This is a genomic window from Enterobacter cloacae complex sp. I2 (assembly GCF_014896205.1).
Taxonomy (GTDB): domain Bacteria; phylum Pseudomonadota; class Gammaproteobacteria; order Enterobacterales; family Enterobacteriaceae; genus Enterobacter; species Enterobacter quasihormaechei.
In genome coordinates, this window is sequence record NZ_JADBRA010000012.1 from 64,033 (window position 1) to 82,375 (window position 18,343).

At 56.8% G+C, this 18,343-nt stretch carries 14 protein-coding genes and 1 pseudogene; 8 read left to right on the top strand and 7 right to left on the bottom strand.

The window, feature by feature from the left end; all coding sequences use genetic code 11:
- Nucleotides 1-4: 4 nt before the first annotated feature.
- Nucleotides 5-2,245 carry an EAL domain-containing protein gene (locus IM300_RS12205; RefSeq protein ID WP_193036684.1) on the bottom strand — a complete coding sequence of 747 codons (2,241 nt, stop codon included), beginning with the start codon at nucleotides 2,243-2,245 and terminating at the stop codon, nucleotides 5-7.
- A gap of 366 nt (nucleotides 2,246-2,611) precedes the next feature.
- Here IM300_RS12205 and IM300_RS12210 point away from each other — a divergent pair, with 366 nt between their 5' ends.
- Complete coding sequence (locus IM300_RS12210; RefSeq protein ID WP_193036686.1) at nucleotides 2,612-2,782, top strand: YfgG family protein; 171 nt, start codon at nucleotides 2,612-2,614, stop codon at nucleotides 2,780-2,782.
- A gap of 287 nt (nucleotides 2,783-3,069) precedes the next feature.
- Here IM300_RS12210 and IM300_RS12215 read toward each other — a convergent pair.
- Nucleotides 3,070-3,906 (bottom strand): annotated as a pseudogene (locus tag IM300_RS12215) (MipA/OmpV family protein).
- A gap of 203 nt (nucleotides 3,907-4,109) precedes the next feature.
- Here IM300_RS12215 and IM300_RS12220 point away from each other — a divergent pair.
- From IM300_RS12220 to IM300_RS12230, 3 genes are all read left to right on the top strand, one after another.
- On the top strand, nucleotides 4,110-4,787 hold the full coding sequence (locus IM300_RS12220) for a response regulator (RefSeq protein WP_112791776.1): 678 nt from the start codon (nucleotides 4,110-4,112) through the stop codon (nucleotides 4,785-4,787).
- The gene (locus IM300_RS12225; protein ID WP_193036688.1) at nucleotides 4,787-6,175 is read left to right on the top strand and encodes a HAMP domain-containing sensor histidine kinase; all 1,389 of its coding nucleotides are present in this window, start codon (nucleotides 4,787-4,789) and stop codon (nucleotides 6,173-6,175) included. The genes IM300_RS12220 and IM300_RS12225 overlap by 1 nt, the downstream gene beginning before the upstream one ends.
- A 153-nt stretch (nucleotides 6,176-6,328) precedes the next feature.
- The gene (locus tag IM300_RS12230) at nucleotides 6,329-6,808 is read left to right on the top strand and encodes an Rrf2 family transcriptional regulator (RefSeq protein ID WP_063868028.1); all 480 of its coding nucleotides are present in this window, start codon (nucleotides 6,329-6,331) and stop codon (nucleotides 6,806-6,808) included.
- A gap of 66 nt (nucleotides 6,809-6,874) precedes the next feature.
- Here the strand turns inward: IM300_RS12230 and oqxB are convergent, their stop codons facing one another.
- Together oqxB and IM300_RS12240 are read right to left on the bottom strand one after the other, a co-directional pair.
- Entirely contained in the window at nucleotides 6,875-10,027 is a 3,153-nt protein-coding gene (gene oqxB, locus IM300_RS12235) for a multidrug efflux RND transporter permease subunit OqxB (protein WP_193036690.1), read from the bottom strand.
- A gap of 23 nt (nucleotides 10,028-10,050) precedes the next feature.
- Nucleotides 10,051-11,226, bottom strand: a complete 1,176-nt coding sequence (locus tag IM300_RS12240; RefSeq protein ID WP_193036692.1) for an efflux RND transporter periplasmic adaptor subunit — start codon at nucleotides 11,224-11,226, stop codon at nucleotides 10,051-10,053.
- A gap of 335 nt (nucleotides 11,227-11,561) precedes the next feature.
- On the opposite strand from IM300_RS12240, the gene IM300_RS12245 reads away from it, so the two are divergent.
- Nucleotides 11,562-11,915, top strand: coding sequence for a helix-turn-helix domain-containing protein (locus IM300_RS12245; protein ID WP_107533486.1), 354 nt, complete (start codon nucleotides 11,562-11,564; stop codon nucleotides 11,913-11,915).
- Between the two features lie 94 nt (nucleotides 11,916-12,009).
- Here IM300_RS12245 and guaA read toward each other — a convergent pair whose 3' ends face one another.
- Both guaA and guaB read right to left on the bottom strand, forming a co-directional pair.
- Entirely contained in the window at nucleotides 12,010-13,587 is a 1,578-nt protein-coding gene (gene guaA, locus IM300_RS12250) for a glutamine-hydrolyzing GMP synthase (protein WP_006811514.1), read from the bottom strand.
- 67 nt (nucleotides 13,588-13,654) lie between these two features.
- Nucleotides 13,655-15,121, bottom strand: a complete 1,467-nt coding sequence (gene guaB / locus IM300_RS12255) for an IMP dehydrogenase (protein WP_039270203.1) — start codon at nucleotides 15,119-15,121, stop codon at nucleotides 13,655-13,657.
- 159 nt (nucleotides 15,122-15,280) lie between these two features.
- Here guaB and xseA point away from each other — a divergent pair, with 159 nt between their 5' ends.
- Genes xseA through IM300_RS12270 form a run of 3 tightly spaced genes read left to right on the top strand, consistent with a single transcriptional unit; the run spans nucleotide 15,281 to nucleotide 18,082 of the window.
- Nucleotides 15,281-16,654, top strand: a complete 1,374-nt coding sequence (gene xseA, locus IM300_RS12260; protein ID WP_107533506.1) for an exodeoxyribonuclease VII large subunit — start codon at nucleotides 15,281-15,283, stop codon at nucleotides 16,652-16,654.
- A 58-nt stretch (nucleotides 16,655-16,712) separates the two neighbouring features.
- Nucleotides 16,713-17,732 (top strand): M4 family metallopeptidase, encoded by a 1,020-nt coding sequence (locus IM300_RS12265; RefSeq protein WP_193036694.1) that lies wholly within the window; start codon nucleotides 16,713-16,715, stop codon nucleotides 17,730-17,732.
- Nucleotides 17,732-18,082 carry a protealysin inhibitor emfourin gene (locus tag IM300_RS12270; protein ID WP_063450506.1) on the top strand — a complete coding sequence of 117 codons (351 nt, stop codon included), beginning with the start codon at nucleotides 17,732-17,734 and terminating at the stop codon, nucleotides 18,080-18,082. The genes IM300_RS12265 and IM300_RS12270 overlap by 1 nt, the downstream gene beginning before the upstream one ends.
- Here the strand turns inward: IM300_RS12270 and IM300_RS12275 are convergent.
- Nucleotides 18,079-18,300: a zinc ribbon domain-containing protein gene (locus tag IM300_RS12275; RefSeq protein ID WP_193036696.1), complete on the bottom strand. Its 222-nt coding sequence runs from the start codon at nucleotides 18,298-18,300 to the stop codon at nucleotides 18,079-18,081. The two genes, IM300_RS12270 and IM300_RS12275, sit on opposite strands and share 4 nt — an antisense overlap.
- Nucleotides 18,301-18,343: the final 43 nt, after the last annotated feature.

Below are 18,343 nucleotides of genomic sequence, written 5' to 3' on the forward strand. Positions count from 1 at the left end.
CGGCTCAGGCGCTTTCCTCAGAAGGCTGCGTTTCGAGCAATGTTTCGAGCTCCACCGGCAGCCCAATCAGATAGCCCTGTACATAATCGATACCTAGCGCGTGTACCGCGCTACGTATCTCTTCTGTTTCAACGTATTCCGCCACCACCAGCATTTTCTTCATCCGGGCCAGATGGCAAATGGAGGCCACAATCTGGTAATCCAGACTGTTGCTGACAATATTGCGAATAAAGCCGCCGTCGATTTTGAGGATGTCGGCGTCCACGCTTTTTAACCGCGCGTAGCTGGCGTAGCCGGTGCCAAAATCATCAATGGCGATCCGTATCCCCATTTTTTGTAATTTCCTGAGGTTGGTTTCCGCCCGATCCGCATGACCAAAGGCGCTGCTTTCGGTCACCTCAAAAATCAGCTGCCACGCTTCAACGGCATATTTGGCTAACAGGCGGCTCACCTCAAGCGGGAACTGAGCCCGGTAGACGGTAGACGGCGCAAGGTTGATCGCAAAGCGTTGGCCCGGCAGACGCTGACGGTGCTGCGCCAGGAAACTCAACGTACGCTCGAGTACCCATAAATCCACACGCGACGATAAGCCAAACTCCTGTGCTATGGGCAGGAACTGCTCGGGAAAGATCAGCGCACCGTTATCGTCGCGCATCCGCAGCAGCACCTCGTGGTAACGATCGCCGCGCAGTCCGCGAACCGGCTGAACCAGCAGGGTAAAGGAATCCTGCTCCAGCGCGGCCTGCAAACGACTCATCATCGCCACCTTATCTTTCAGGCTACGCTGCAAATGAACGGCCCCGCGCTGCTGAAGATTTTCCGGGTGGTTGGTGGACAGGGAGAGGTCGGCCACGATGCCCAGCTCCCCCAGCACCAGATAGAGATGATTGACGGGAGAACGTACATAGCAGTAGCTCACGCCGACCTGAGGCTGTACCGGCATACCATCCCAGATAAAAACGAACTGCTTGATATGCTCGTCCAGCGTCTCAATGCGCTGCTGATGCGACTCCGCATCCAGACGCACCGCCATGTCATACCCGGTGAGGTGATAGACGCGCTCATTTGGCTGAAGGGTGCCATTTATCCATTGCGCCAGCTGCTGTTTATACTGGATGCGCAGCAGTACGCCGTAATTACGCCCCAGCACTTCCAGCTCGGGTACGCGCAGTAAGCAGAGCGCCGACCAGGGGTTACTGGCCAGCTCGCGCGACAGCGCCCGCAGATTCGGCATATGCACAACCGGATCGAGAAACGCCTGTCTGCGGGAACGAATATTAATGGCGCGCTGGCGTGTCGCCAGCATCGACATGTAGATGACGATAAATGAAAAGACCAGATAGCTGGAGGAGGTAATCGCCAGTTGAATGTCATAGCCCTGATGCTGCGGAATGTAGTGATAATAATAGTGAATCGACACCAGCAGGACCGGCGTCCAGATAATCGACATCAGCTTGTAACCGAAGCGCATTGCGCCCCAGAGCATCACGGGCATCAGCAGTGACAAGGTATAGTTTGTACTGAAAATAGAGCTGTTGATGTTCATGGGCAGCAGCAGCATGCCCAGCAGCCCGCCCAGCACTAAAAACCACGCCACAAACTCTACGACGGTAACCTTTTTGTCTATTTGCACGCGAATCTGGGATATCAGCCCTTTGACGTAGCGCGGATGGCGAATCAGACGGATCAGCAAATAGCTGAGCGGCACGCCCGTCAGCCCGCTCACCAGCAGCGCCTGATAGTTAATGAGCGTGCGGATGTTGAAAGGATTTAACCCTGCCAGGCTCTGGCGGCTTTCGTACACGCCGAGATACACCGCAAACTGAAACAGTATCAAAAAGAGCGTTGCGGGGCAGAAAACCTGCCAGAAAATACGCTGTCCCATCAGGCGCACGTCGCCGTACGCGGTCATATTGCGTCGGGGCGCAAACACGCGATAACCGCCCCAACTGAGCACCAGGGGAACGATAAAATGCAGAATGCCGGCCACGGTTTCATATAGGCCAACGGAAGGGTAATAGCGTAAAAACAGCGACACCACGATGCCGGGGAGCGCCTCCATGCCAAAGAACAGCATCAGCGTCAGCAGAAAAGAGAGCGGTAAATAATAGAGCGCAACGATACCCTCGCCCAGCTGCGTTAAGGTATTTGCCACGCTCAGCACCGGGAGTAACACCACGGGTAAAATAAGAGGAAGTGCCCACCAGCGGTCTTTATTTTGCTTCAGGATGTGCTGAATATTCATAGATGCTCGTTTACAACCCTTGCGCTCCAGAGGGTAAGTGAAGACAGGCATCCAACCTGACGTATAAGTTGCCTGGAAAATTCCTGGCAAGCAGTGGAGGAAGGATTTTAAATACCAGAGGCGGGATTCCGTTGACCTAAATCAAATTAAATTATCTGAATAAATCTTTCTTACGTTTTTTTTGAATATTTTTCCTGTAATTATCAAGGCGATAAATAAATGCGTTGTTTTTAATAACATAAATTAATGTAAGCATTGACGGTATTTTACATTCTGACGAATTGACCCTGACTTGCGGCTGTGCCTTAATAGCCGTATCGCCCAAAAGGGTATACTCAGGAAAATAAAGTGAGTCAGGCTACGCGTATGCGAAAACGACATCGATTCAACACCCGGATGACCCGCATCATACTGCTCATCAGCTTCATGTTTTTCTTCGGCCGCTTTGTATATTCCTCCATCGGCGCCTGGTATCACCATCAGGACAAAATTCAGTCGCAGCAGTCAGGTATTGTGGTGGATACGCCCGAGCGTTAACGCTTGTTCGTTCCCGGCAGACAAACTGTATCGCACTGTATCCCGAGCGCTACGCTAACAAACCGGTACAAAACGCCCGCAAAAGCAAACATACCCGATACATAAAAATGGTCTTCTGTATCCCTCGCCATAATAAACTGATGAGGAGAGACACAGATGATTCGTCGATATTTCCTGCTTCCTGTATTTGCGCTGACGTCATTTGCTGGCGCACGGAGCGTTTGCCGACGGCAGCAGCTGAAGCGAGTATGTGGTCAGCAAAAAGCCCCTTCCCCCTCGCTTAACCATCAGAAGCTATATGCCACCTTCAGGCTTCCCGTAGGGGACGTTTTTCGCTGAACAATTGGGCTATCGCCTGCATCACCCGTCAGCTGCGTAACGCCAGCTGCGGCAAGCAGGCTCCAGCGAGAGGTGAGCTTATGGGTCCAGTCCAGGTTCAGCGAATACACATATATTCCGGAACCGGCTTCATGTCGGGCAAATCCCGACGCGGCCGACTGGTCGGCGCTGACGCCGTAGTACGTTTGCATGTACTTGCTGGAACCCCAACTGCCGGTCAGCGCCAGCGTTACCGTATTTTTGGGAGATGTATAAAGCGGGCTGGCAATGCCGAAATGCACAGCTTCCCCGCTGTCTCTCTACGAAAACGGAACCTCAGCCTGCATCTGCACGTTAAGCCAGTCGGTCACCTTGTATTCCAGCCCGGGCACAACAATAGCTGAGCCTTTGATGTCTCCCATTCCCCGCAGGTAGTCGCTGCCGGAGGCGATCGAATCGCTGCTTACATCGCGATCCTTACGTCCTGCGCGATAGCTCAGCGCAGCGTTGTAGTTCAGGTTGCCAAAGCTATTGCCGTAGCCGATCCCCCGCGTGGTGCTGACAAAGAAACCATTCGCCATAGCGTAATCAACCACCTGAGCCGCCGTAACGCGGCTCTTATCCGAACCGGAATAGCGTGGCGCAACGTCGACGCCGCCCCCCAGGGTTAACACATTGCCCTGAGGCTGATCAGCCGCCAGCGCCGGGGCGGCCAGTAACGCCAGGACGGCCCCCGGCAGGATGCTTTTCATGCTGCGACCGATGCGTGAACGGGGGAAACTATGACGCAGTTTGATGTTTCTCATTAAAGAAGCCCTTTGGATTCAGATAATTACGATACAAGCGGTGTTAAACGCCAGAACGAACATTCTGAATACCCACCCTGAGGTTCTAATGAGCCGTAAATGAAGAAATGCTGAAGCACGTGAACGTGCTGTAAACACTGAATAATTCCTGTTACCGTTTTTTCTTCAGTTGTTCTTCATTCTCTGTTGATACAGTGACCAATGTGAAAATTCTCCTCATTGAAGACGACCTGGATCTCGGCAACGGCGTACGTATCGCCCTTGCAGATCAGGGATTTGATGTTATATGGGTACGCCGCAAAGAGGATGCGCTGCATCAGCTTGCGCTCTGCGTGCCGGAACTTATTTTGCTCGACCTGGGGCTGCCCGATGGCGATGGCATGAGCCTGATGACGCGCCTGCGTCAACAGCTAAAGGGCGTCCCCGTCATTATCCTGACGGCGCGGGGCACGCTACAGGACCGCCTGTGTGGGCTGGATGCAGGTGCAGACGACTATCTGGTTAAACCTTTTGTTCTCGCCGAGCTGCTGGCGCGCGTACGGGCCCTTGCGCGGCGTAGCTATGGCTTTGAAAATGAAGCAATAGAAATTCGCGGTTTATCGCTTCATGTGCCGACGCGCCGCGTGACCGTAAGCGCACGTCACGTTGAGCTGACGGCCAGTGAATATGCGCTGCTTGAAACCTTAATGCTGCGTGCCGACCGCGTGCTTACGCGGCGATATCTGGAAGAAAGAATATTCGGCACAAAAGAAAACCTCAGCAACGCGCTCGACGTGCATATGGGTAACCTCCGGCGAAAGATTGGCGAGGGCTTTGTGCGAACGGTGCGCGGCGTTGGGTACGTCATTGATACCGTACCGGTTCAGAAGGCGGCAGGCTGATGCGTAAGATTTGGTATCACCTCAGGCTCCCTACGCTGGTCAGGCGAATGATGGTCGCCCAGATGCTGCTGCTTACGCTGCTGTGGTGTCTTTTTTTAACCTTCATTTTGCTGGAGGACCTGCGCAGCCCGCCGATCCTCACGGGCAGTGAGACTTACGAAACCGTTTTTTCCCTTGTCGAGAGCATGGACGATCGCCCGCAGGCGCGTGATGTTGTGCTGGCAGCGTTCAGCAAGGCGCTGCGGGAGGGATATGGCGGCGGCGAAGATCCGGAGCTGTCCATCAACCTCATTGTTCGCAAGCATAATGAGGTTATTTATTCATCGCCTGGCGCGCCAACGGAGGTGAAAAATAGCCGCCTGGGGGAAATGCAGCGTGTCGAGACTGAGGACCACGCCTGGACGAGCCGTACGCTCAAATCCGCGCACTCCGACGTGGAAGTCACCCTCTTCACCCCGGCCGGGAGCTGGAATTTCTTTATCTACCTGAACTCGCGCGGCTACTACGTCATGCCGCTGATGATATGCATCCCTTTTCTTCTGTTTCCCGCGTGGCTGTCAATCCGCATCGCGATGCGCCCCTGGAACAGGGTGGTGAATGAAATTTCATTACGTACGCCGGACGATCTCTCTCCTTTAAAGTCCGTCCCGAGGCACAGGGAGCTTCGCCAGACGGTGGACGCGATTAATGATTTTCTCGCCAGGGTGCGGGAAAGCGCCGAAAGGGAGAGAATTTTTATTGCCGATGCCGCACACGAGCTGCGAACGCCTCTGGCCGCGATGCGGATCAACGTCGAGGCGTTGCAGTCCTGGGTCACCAGCGAAAGCCAGCAGGAGCTGCTTGCAGGCATTGTTCGCAGCAATAGCCGTGCTGCTCGTCTCGTCAATCAGCTTCTGCTGATGCAGCACAGCGAAGCGCACATCGACACGGTTATGGAGCCTGTGCCGCTGACAACGCTTATTCAGGAGCGCATGGCTGCCCTGGAGCCGCTGGCGTCGGCGCGCAGTATTGAGCTTGAGTTTTTCGCCGACGATGAAATCCGGGTCGCAGGCATCCGGGAACGGCTGGTGTCACTGATCGACAATTTGGTCGAAAATGCCGTGAAGTACAGCCCCGAGGGGGGACGCATAGAGGTGCGGCTACAATCGAGAGAGACATCCGCTCAGCTGCGCGTCTCGGATGCGGGGCCCGGCATTCCGGTTGAACTGCGGGAGCGGGTGTTCGACAGGTTTTTCCGCGATCCCAATCAGATCCAGAGCGGGAGTGGCTTAGGGCTTGCCATCGTCAAAGCCGTTACGCAGCAGCACAACGGCAGGGTCAACCTGAGCACGTCAGCAGAAGGTGGCCTGATGGTGACCGTTGACTTCCCGAGCCCCGCGTTCACATGAATGGAAACGCGGCGCGCCCCAACGGCTGCGTTATTTTGCGGATGCCGCAGATTGCTTCAATAAGATTACCGTATTTGTTATATTGTTACTTATTGATTATTCACCTCTGCGGTGCCAAAAAGAACAAGATTCACCGCGACCCAGGACAGAAAAATGCTAGATTACCGCTTCCCGACAGCTTTGCAGATGGTTCTCAGCGTAGCGATGGCGGAGCAATCGGGTGAACGTTCGACGAGTGCAATCCTGGCCTACGGCCTGGAGGCGAATCCGAGCTTTATCCGCAAGTTAATGGTTCCGCTCGCTCGCGACGGCATTATCGTCTCCACGCTTGGCCGCAACGGCTCTATTCACCTTGGCCGCCCGGCAGAAGAGATTACCCTGCGCGATATTTACCTCTCCGTCACGGAAGATAAAAAGCTGTGGGCGTCCCGTCCTGACGTCCCGGCCCGCTGCGTGGTCAGCGCCAACGCCTGCTGGTATTTCAAATCCATTGCTGATGAAGCGGAGCAGGCTTCGCTGGAGGTTTTAGCGCGCCATACCGTCGCCAGCGCGCTGGAAGAGGTAAAAAAAGCCGACACCAGCGGGTGCGATCCGGTGCCGGAAATCTGTACGCAGCATAAAAAAGCGCCTTAATCCTTTACGGACGGCGAAAAAAAACCGCCTTCACTGTGAAGGCGGTTTTTTATTGTCTGCTACGTCCTACGCAGGCAACACTTCTCTTTCCGCTTTGCCGCGCGTCACGAACTTACGCAGCGTGACGTAAAAGACCGGCGTCAGGAACAGACCAAACAGCGTGACGCCCAGCATACCGGAGAACACGGTGATCCCGGTGACGCCGCGCACTTCGGCACCCGCGCCGTGGCCGAGGATGAGAGGGATCGTCCCGGCAATAAAGGCGATTGAGGTCATCACAATCGGACGTAAGCGCAGGCGGCACGCTTCCAGCGCGGCTTCCATAATGCCTTTGCCCTGCATTTCCAGCTCGCGGGCAAACTCTACGATAAGAATCGCATTCTTACAGGCCAGCCCCATCAGCACCACCAGACCCACCTGCACGAAGACGTTGTTATCGCCCCCGGTCAGCCAGACGCCAAACAGCGCGGAGAGCATGGTCATCGGCACGATGAGGATCACCGCCAGCGGCAGCGTCCAGCTCTCATACAGCGCCGCCAGCACCAGGAACGCCAGCAGTACCGCGACCGGGAAGACGATCAGCGCCGTGTTGCCCTGCGTAGCCTGCTGGAAGCTCAGGTCCGTCCATTCAATATTCATTCCGTTCGGCAGGATCTGCTTAGACATGGCGTCCAGCTGCGTCATGGCCTGCGCGGACGAGAGCACGCGAGGATCGGCATCGCCAATGAGATCCGCCGCCGGATAACCATTGTAGCGAATCACCGGGTCCGGCCCGTACGTGGTGCTGATATTCACCATGCTGCCGATCGGCACCATTTCGCCGAGGTTATTGCGGGTACGTAAATTCGCAATATCCTCCACGCTGTCGCGGAACTGCCCGTCGGCCTGCGCCATCACGCGCCAGGTGCGGCCAAACTGGTTAAAGTCGTTTACGTATGACGAGCCCAGATAGGTTTGCAGCGTACCGAACAGATCGGTGAGCGACACGCCCTGCGCTTTCGCCTTATCCCGGTCGACCTGCACGTCCAGCTGCGGAACGTTAGCCTGATAGGTTGAGATGGGGAAGTGCATCCCCGGCGTCTGCATAATTGCGCCGGACATGGTGTTCACCGCATTTTGCAGCGCGCCATAGCCCAGACCTGCGCGATCCTGAACATACAGGGAATAGCCCGATCCCTGTCCCAGCCCCAGAATCGGCGGCGGCAGAATCGAGAAGCCGAAGCCCTGCTGGATTTGCGCGATTTTCGCGTTGATCTCCGCGTTAATTTCCGCCGCAGAGTGTTTACGCTGGTCGAACGGCTTCAGGCCAAAAAATACCGTCCCGGTGTTCGGCGTATTGGTGAACTGGAGCGCATTCAGGCCAGGAAACGCGACCGCATAATCCACACCTTCGGTATTCATACCGATTTCGCTCATTTTGCGGATCACCGCATCGGTACGCGCCAGCGACGAGCCTTCCGGCATTTTCACGCCGCCGATCAGGTACAGCTTATCCTGCGTCGGAATAAACCCGCCGGGTACGGCTTTAAACATCACGCCCGCGGCACAAAGCAGCAGCAGATAAACCGCAAACACCGCCCCGCGTCGGCCAAGCGTTTTGCCCACCAGCCCCTGATAGCCGGTCGAGCTGCGGTGGAAAAAGCGGTTAAACGGACGGAAGATCCAGCCAAACAGACGATCGATAAGCCGGGTCGGAAAATCTTTCGGCGCGCCGTGCGGCTTCAACAGCAGCGCGGCCAGCGCTGGCGAGAGCGTCAGCGAGTTGATCGCGGAGATCACCGTTGAAATGGCTATCGTTACCGCAAACTGCTTGTAGAACTGGCCGGTAACGCCAGAGAGGAATGCCATCGGCACAAACACCGCGCACAGCACCAGCGCTATGGCGATAATCGGCCCGGACACTTCCCGCATCGCCTGATGCGCTGCCGCAAGCGGGGCGAGCCCCTCTTCAATATTTCGCTCGACGTTTTCCACCACCACGATGGCATCGTCCACCACAATACCAATCGCCAGCACCAGCCCGAATAAACTCAGGGTATTAAGTGAAAAGCCCAGCAGATAGAGAATACTGAACGTGCCCACGACGGATACCGGCACCGCGATCAGCGGGATGATCGACGCCCGCCAGGTTTGAAGGAACAGGATCACCACCAGTACGACCAGCACCACCGCTTCCAGCAGCGTCTGCACCACCGCGCGGATGGAATCGCGGACGAAAACGGTCGGGTCGTAAGGCGCCGCCCATTTCATATCGTCCGGAAAACGGGTGGAGAGTTCGTCCATTTTCGCACGCACCGCGTTAGACAGATCGATGGCGTTTGCCCCGGGAGACTGGAAGATACCAATCCCGACCGCGTCTTTATTGTTGAGCTGCGAACGCAGCGCATAGCTGCCGGAACCCATCTCGATGCGCGCCACGTCGCGCAGGCGGACGACCGTCCCATCCTGCGTAGTTTTCAGGACAATATTGCCAAACTCTTCTTCGGTATGCAGCCGGCCCTGAGCATTAATGGAGATCAGGAAATCGCTCTCTTTCGGCAGCGGCTCGGCACCAAGCTGCCCGGCAGACACCTGCACGTTCTGCTCCTGCATCGCCGTCACCACGTCTGAGGCCGTCAGCCCGCGCGCCGCCACCTTGTTTGGGTCCAGCCAGACGCGCATCGCGTATTCGCCAGAGCCGAAGATCTGAATCTGCCCCACGCCGGGCAGGCGCGCCAGCTCGTCCTTCACCTTCAGCGTGGCGTAGTTACGCATGTACAGTGAATCGTACTTACCGCCTGGCGAAAACAGATGCACCACCAGCGTCAGCGTCGGGGACTGTTTCTGAGTGGTGATGCCCAAACGCCGCACATCTTCCGGCAGACGCGCTTCAGCCTGCGCTACCCGGTTTTGCACCTGAACCTGCGCCTGATCCGGGTCGGTACCTGGACGGAAGGTGACGGTGGTCACCAGCACGCCGTCGGAACCCGCAACGGACTTCATGTACATCATGTTTTCAACGCCGTTGATCGCCTCTTCCAGCGGCGTTGCCACGGTCTCGGCAATCACCTTCGGGTTGGCGCCCGGATACTCCGCGCGTACCTGCACGCTTGGCGGGACGACGTCAGGATATTCGCTCACCGGCAGCAGCGGGATGGCGATTAATCCGGTGATAAAAATCAGAATCGACAGTACGGCGGCAAAAATCGGCCTGTCGATGAAAAAACGGGAAAAGTCCATGGGTTGGATTCTCAGGTAAAGGATCAGTTAAGAGCGGTGCTGGCGGTCATGGAAACGGTTTTCGCGTTAACCGGCATACCCGGCATAAACACTTTTTGTAAACCATCGACGATGACTTTATCCCCAGGATTCAGCCCCTGCTGTACGATGCGTAAACCGTCGGCCAGACGCCCGGGCGTAATATCGCGACGCTGCGCTTTTCCCTCTTTATCAACGACATAAACATATTTACGATCCTGATCGGTCAGCACCGCTTTATCGTCAACAAGCGTGGCTTTAAATTCCGCGCTGCCCGGCAGGCGCACGCGGGCAAAAAGACCCGGCGTGAACTGACGCTGCGCGTTATCTAACAGGGCGCGCATGCGGATCGTTCCGGTACTCGGCCTGAGCTGATTATCAAGAAAATCCACTTTGCCCTGATGGGGATAACCCTCCTCACCGGTCAGGCCGATCTCCACCGGCAGCGCCGTATGATGACTGGACGCCCCCTGCCCGCTGCGGGCAAGGTTTTGATAGTGAAGGTAGGTTGACTCGTCCACGTCGAAGTAGACGTAAACCGTCTTCTGCGAGACCAGGGTGGTGAGCACGCTGGCGCTGTCGCCGGCGGTGACCAGATTACCGCTGGTGATCAGTGCACGGCTGGCGCGGCCATCGATGGGCGCGGTCACTTTGGTGAAGTCCAGGTTAAGCTGCGCGGCATCAACCGCCGCCTGCGCTGCACGAATGTCGGCCTGCGCCTGAGTGGCGGCCGAACGACGCTGCTCCCACTCTTCACGGGAAACCACGTTAGTGTTGACCAGTTTATCGGTCCGGTTAGCCTCGCTTCGCGCCAGGCTGGCCTGCGTTTTGGCTCTCGCCAGCGCCGCCTGCGCCTGTTCCAGCGCGGCGCGATAGGTTCGGTCGTCAATCGTGAACAGCACCTCGCCCTTTTTCACCTCCTGGCCGTCGGTGTAATTCACTTTATCAATGTAGCCGGAGACGCGCGGGCGCAACTGGACGCTTTCCACCGCCTCAATGCGACCGTTAAAGCTGTCCCACTGGCTAATGGATTTCACAACCACGTCAGCGGCGCTGACGGCGGGCGCCTGCGGCGCAGCATTTTGCGCGACGCTGTCATCGCACCCGACCAGCAGCGCGGAGAGTAATATCACCCCCATCGCGCTCAGATGAAAGTTACCCCAGGTTTTTTGCAGGCTCATTATTTTTATTCCGGTTATTGTAGCCGCCGGGCAAGACGCAGCGGGAGGCGCCGCGCCACTTCCTTTGTCCGGGCTGGCTGAAGGCCATTTGTGTCGTTCATCGCCACAAAACTGTAACAGTTGCGAATACACTATCGCGGCGATTGTAGGAAGGCGCTTAATTAAGTGCAAGAATAATTGTTGCACTTTATGTGCTATTTGCGGTGAAGGTAAATAACCTGTTTTTAGAAGGGATTTAAATGTAACAATAATACTTGCAATTAATGCAAAATCGGGCCACCTTTAAATGCAACAAACAAAGATGCTTTTTGGTGCGTGGCGTAGGGGGAAGCAAGATGAACACGGGTGCATTCATTCACGATTTACTCGACTGGATCGACAACAACCTTGATAGCCGTCTGGACATTGAAACCGTCTCCAGGCGAGCCGGGTATTCGAAATGGCATCTCCAGCGGATCTTTAAAGAACATACCGGCTCCCCTCTCGCCGAATATATTCGCGCACAAAAGCTGCAAAAATCGGTTGAGCGCCTGGCCCACAGTGATGAACCGATTCTGAACGTGGCGATCGCGCTGGGCTTTGACTCACAGCAGTCCTTCAACCGCAGCTTTAAGCGCCAGTACGGTCAGGCGCCAGGCGCATGGCGGCGCAGTATCGGCTGCCGTGGATCGCGGCAGATGAGCCAGTAGCTCACATCCCGATCGGGCAAAAAAAACCCTCTGTTTAAACAGAGGGTTTTAAATACTTCTGCCTGTTTATGAGAAAACAGGTTGGGTTACTGGCTTATTCCCACTCAATCGTCGCCGGTGGCTTACCGCTGATGTCATACACCACGCGGGAAATGCCGTTAACTTCGTTGATGATGCGGTTAGACACGCGGCCTAAGAAGTCATACGGCAGATGTGCCCAGTGCGCGGTCATGAAGTCGATGGTTTCCACCGCACGCAGGGAGACAACCCAGTCGTACTTACGGCCATCGCCCATCACGCCGACGGAGCGAACCGGCAGGAACACGGTGAACGCCTGGCTGACCTTGTTGTACAGGTCAGCCTTGTGCAGCTCTTCGATGAAGATCGCGTCCGCACGGCGCAGCAGGTCGCAGTACTCTTTCTTCACTTCACCCAGCACGCGCACGCCGAGGCCCGGGCCCGGGAACGGGTGACGGTAGAGCATGTCGTACGGCAGACCCAGCTCCAGGCCGATCTTACGCACTTCATCTTTGAACAGCTCGCGCAGCGGTTCAACCAGGCCCATCTTCATCTCTTTCGGCAGGCCGCCCACGTTGTGGTGAGATTTGATCACGTGCGCTTTACCGGTTGCGGAGGCCGCAGACTCGATCACGTCAGGGTAGATAGTGCCCTGCGCCAGCCACTTAACGTCTTCCAGCTTCAGCGCTTCTTCGTCGAACACTTCCACGAACACGCGGCCAATGATTTTACGTTTCGCTTCCGGATCGTTCTCGCCCTTCAGCGCGTCGAGGAAGCGCTGTTCGCCTTCCACGTGAACGATGTTCAGACCGAAGTGGTCGCCAAACATGTCCATTACCTGCTGGGCTTCGTTCAGGCGCAGCAGGCCGTTGTCCACGAAGACGCAGGTCAGGTTTTTACCGATGGCACGGTGCAGCAGCATCGCGGTGACGGAGGAGTCCACGCCGCCGGAGAGACCGAGGATCACTTTGTCATCGCCAACCTGCTGGCGGATACGCTCCACGGCGTCGTCGATGATTTTTGCCGGGGTCCACAGGGCTTCACACTGGCAGATGTCACGCACGAAGCGCTCCAGCATACGCATACCCTGACGGGTGTGGGTCACTTCCGGGTGGAACTGCACGCCGTAGAAGCGTTTTTCCTCGTTCGCCATGATGGCGAACGGGCAGCTTTCGGTGCTGGCAACGGTCACGAAGTCGGACGGGATGGCGGTAACCTTGTCGCCGTGGCTCATCCACACGTCCAGCAGCGGCTTGCCGTCTGCGGTCAGGGAGTCTTCAATACCGCGCACCAGCGCGCTGTCGGTGACGACTTCAACCTGCGCGTAGCCGAACTCACGCTCGTTAGAGCCTTCTACGTGGCCGCCCAGCTGCATCGCCATGGTTTGCATGCCGTAGCAGACGCCGAATACCGGCACGCCCGCTTCGAACACGTATTGTGGCGCGCGCGGGCTGTTCTCTTCGGTGGTGCTTTCCGGACCGCCGGAGAGGATGATGCCGCTTGGATTGAACTCGCGAATCTGTGCTTCCGTGACATCCCACGCCCACAGCTCACAGTAAACGCCCAGCTCACGCACGCGGCGCGCCACCAGCTGAGTGTACTGAGAACCGAAGTCCAGGATGAGAATGCGATGTTTATGAATGTTTTCCGTCATTGACGCTAATTCCGAGGCAAGTGAAACAAAACAAAGCGCCCGGCATTGAGCCGGGCGCGGAAATTTATCAGGAGCCCAGACGGTAGTTCGGGGACTCTTTGGTGATCGTCACGTCGTGAACGTGGCTCTCCTGGATACCCGCACCGCTGATGCGTACGAATTCCGCTTTGGTACGCAGCAGGTCGATGGTACCACATCCGGTCAGACCCATACAGGAGCGCAGGCCGCCCATCTGCTGGTGAATGATCTCTTTCAGGCGGCCTTTATAGGCCACACGGCCTTCGATACCTTCCGGCACCAGTTTGTCTGCGGCGTTATCGGTCTGGAAGTAACGGTCGGAGGAACCTTTGGACATCGCACCGAGGGAGCCCATACCGCGATAGGATTTATAAGAACGGCCCTGGTAGAGTTCGATTTCGCCCGGGGATTCTTCAGTACCGGCCAGCATAGAGCCCACCATCACGGCGGCTGCACCTGCGGCGATCGCTTTGGCGATGTCGCCAGAGAAGCGGATACCGCCGTCAGCGATAACCGGAATACCGGTCCCTTCCAGCGCTTCAACCGCGTCAGAAACCGCGGTGATCTGCGGAACGCCCACGCCGGTGACGATACGGGTAGTACAGATGGAGCCAGGGCCAATACCCACTTTCACCGCGCTGCAACCCGCTTCCGCCAGTGCGCGAGCGCCTGCGCCCGTTGCCACGTTACCGCCGATGATCTGGAGATCCGGGTATTTAGCACGGGTTTCACGGATACGTTGCAAAACGCCTTCGGAGTGGCCGTGGGAGGAGTCAATCAGCAGCACGTCAACGCCCGCAGCAACCAGCGCGTCAACGCGCTCTTCGTTACCTGCACCCGCGCCAACCGCAGCACCGACGCGCAGACGGCCATGCTCGTCTTTACAGGCGTTCGGTTTACGTTCTGCTTTCTGGAAATCTTTAACGGTGATCATGCCGCGCAGGTGGAAGCTCGCATCCACAACCAGCGCTTTCTCAACGCGTTTTTCGTGCATTTTCGCCAGCACGACGTCGCGGGTTTCGCCTTCACGCACGGTCACCAGACGCTCTTTAGGCGTCATGTATACGCTGACAGGCTGGTTCAGGTCAGTGACAAAACGCACGTCACGACCGGTGATGATCCCCACCAGCTCGTTATCTTCGGTCACAACCGGGTAGCCCGCGAAGCCGTTACGCTCGGTCAGCGCTTTCACTTCGTGCAGGGTGGTGGTTGGCAGAACGGTCTGAGGGTCGGACACAATACCGGATTCATGTTTCTTCACGCGGCGAACTTCTTCCGCCTGGCGCTCGATAGACATGTTTTTGTGGATAAAGCCAATGCCGCCTTCCTGTGCCAGGGCGATAGCCAGACGCGCTTCCGTCACGGTGTCCATTGCTGCGGAGAGCATAGGAATGTTCAGACGAATGGTTTTCGTCAACTGCGTGCTGAGGTCGGCAGTATTCGGCAGAACGGTGGAATGAGCGGGAACGAGGAGGACGTCGTCAAACGTCAGTGCTTCTTTAGCGATACGTAGCATGGGCAATATCTCTGACCTGGGTGGTTAAATATTGCCGTGGCATTATACAGAGCGTAACCGATTGCATCTACACTTTTTTGAAAAAAATGCTTGCGCTCCCCTCTCAGCAGGTTACTATCGACTGAATAACTTGCTGATTTAGAATTTGATCCCGCTCACATGTTATCCTCTCAATCCCCCTCAATTTATACTGTCAGCCGCCTTAATCAGACGGTGCGTTTGCTGCTTGAGCAGGAAATGGGGCAGGTCTGGATCAGCGGTGAAATCTCTAACTTCACGCAGCCCGCTTCCGGCCACTGGTACTTTACGCTGAAAGACGACACCGCCCAGGTGCGCTGTGCCATGTTCCGCAACAGCAACCGTCGCGTGACGTTCCGTCCTCAGCACGGCCAGCAGGTTCTGGTGCGCGCCAATATTACCCTCTATGAGCCGCGCGGCGATTATCAGATTATCGTCGAGAGCATGCAGCCCGCCGGTGAAGGCTTGCTGCAACAGAAGTACGAGCAGCTTAAAGCCATGCTTTCGGCTGAGGGGTTGTTTGACCAGCAGTTCAAAAAGCCCCTGCCCTCTCCTGCCCACTGCGTAGGGGTTATCACCTCGAAAACCGGTGCGGCCCTGCACGATATTTTGCACGTGCTGAAGCGTCGTGACCCTTCCCTGCCCGTCATTATCTACCCGACTGCCGTTCAGGGTGACGATGCGCCGGGGCAGATCGTACGCGCCATTGAACTGGCGAATGCGCGTCAGGAGTGTGATGTCCTTATCGTCGGGCGCGGCGGCGGCTCGCTGGAAGACCTGTGGAGCTTTAACGACGAGCGCGTGGCGCGGGCGATCTTTGCCAGTCTTATTCCTGTCGTGAGCGCCGTCGGTCACGAAACGGACGTGACGATTGCGGATTTTGTCGCGGATTTACGCGCGCCCACGCCGTCTGCGGCGGCAGAGGTGGTCAGCCGTAACCAGCAGGAGCTGCTGCGTCAGATCCAGAACGCGCAGCAGCGCCTGGAGATGGCGATGGACTATTTCCTCGCTAACCGCACCCGCCGCTTTACCCAGCTTCACCATCGTCTGCAACAGCAGCATCCGCAGTTGCGTCTGGCGCGCCAGCAAACCGTGCTGGAGCGTCTGCGTCAGCGCATGAACTTCGCGATAGATACCCAGCTTAAGCGCGCGGTATCCCGTCAGCAGCGCGTCACGCAGCGTCTGAATCAGCAAAACCCGCAGCCGACCATCTACCGTGCGCAAACGCGGATCCAGCAGCTCGAGTATCGCCTTGCGGAAAATATTCGTTCACGCCTGAGCACCACCCGCGAGCGTTTTGGCAATGCGGTCACCCATCTGGAAGCCGTCAGCCCGCTCTCCACGCTGGCGCGCGGCTACAGCGTGACCACCGCGACGGACGGCAAAGTGCTGAAACAAACGAAACAGGTAAAAGCCGGGGATGTGCTCACCACCCGTCTTTCAGACGGCTGGGTTGAGAGTGAAGTCAAAGAGATCAAACCGGTGAAAAAAACGCGTCAGCGTAAAAGCGGATAAATTTTCGCTGGTTACAAACTATACTGCTGCTATTGCCTTTTTTAATAAGGAGAGCAGCATGCCCCATCTACATAGCGTCATCCCTCCGTATATTCTTCGTCGTATTATCGAAAGCGGGTCAGAGCCCCAGCAGCGCTGCGCCCGTCAGACATTAACCCACGTGCAAACCCTGATGGCGCATATGCCGGGTAAGCCCGCCGCACCGCACGTCAATAAAGCCGGTCAGCTTGAGCGTGACATCTACGATGCAAAACAGACCCAGGAGCTGCCGGGTACCCAGGTGCGCTATGAAGGCCAGCCGTCTAACGGCGATGTGGCGGTGGATGAAGCGTACGATTATCTGGGCATCACCCATGATTTCTTCTGGAAGGAATATCAGCGCGATTCGCTTGATAACAAAGGGCTGATCCTCACCGGCACCGTGCACTATGGCCGGGAGTATCAAAACGCCTTCTGGAACGGTCAGCAGATGGTCTTTGGCGATGGCGACGGGGAAATCTTCAACCGCTTCACCATTGCTATCGACGTGGTGGCGCATGAGCTGAGCCATGGCGTGACGGAGACCGAGGCCGGACTGATCTACTTTGAACAGTCAGGCGCCCTGAACGAGTCGTTATCCGACGTGTTTGGTTCGCTGGTGAAGCAATACCATCTTAAGCAGACCGCCGATCGGGCAGACTGGCTGATTGGCGAAGGACTGCTGGCGGAAGGCATTAACGGCAAAGGGCTGCGCTCTATGTCTGAACCGGGCACCGCCTATAACGATCCCCTGCTCGGCAAAGATCCGCAGCCCGGGCATATGAAAGATTTCATTAAGACGCGCGAGGATAACGGCGGCGTACATCTCAACTCCGGCATCCCCAACCGGGCGTTTTATCTGGCCGCGACGGCGATCGGCGGTTACGCCTGGGAAAAAGCCGGTTATGCCTGGTACGACACGGTGTGCGATCGCACTCTGGCGCAGGATGCCGATTTTGACGCTTTCGCAAAACTGACGATCGCCCATGGTGAGAAGCGCTCCGGTAGTGACGTTGGGGCGGCAATTAAACAAGCCTGGGAACAGGTGGGAGTACTGTAATGCAGGTACCGGAACTGACGGATGACGCCGTGGTTGAGCTGGCCCGGGAAGGCGGCGTCGCCTTTATTCCTAAGCTGAGCGGTCAGCGCACTATCGCCCTCTCCACCCTCAACGAGGCGCAGCGTCAGCGCGTGGTGAATATTCTGGAACAGGCTATCCCGCGCGGGCAGCCGCCGGGCCAGGTGTCGTCCCCGGGCAGCGGCGATCAGCGCTATTTTCGCATTCAGATCATCTGGACCCGGCACAATCAGGCGCAGTATACCGATATTATCGTGCTGGTTCCGGAGCAGGAAGCGCCGGAATCGCTGATCGAGCTGTGGCAAAAAGGCGAAGGCTGCGTGTGCGATTAAGCCTTGGCCCTGACGAACTCGACGCGTTTTTTTGAGATCAGCCCATGGCCGTTCTGACAGAAGTAATCCACCGCGCCGCAGGCTTTGAGTACCTGAAGCGGCTGGTGACAGTCAGGGCAGCGCGCTTCGAGGGGAATATCTTTATTGCAGCTGTCGCAGTGCGCAACACCGTTTTGCGGCTCGAGCTCTGCGTGGCAGTCAGGACAGGTAATGGACATGCTCTCTCCCGTTAAGTTGGGCCGGGGCAGGATAACCGCCCCG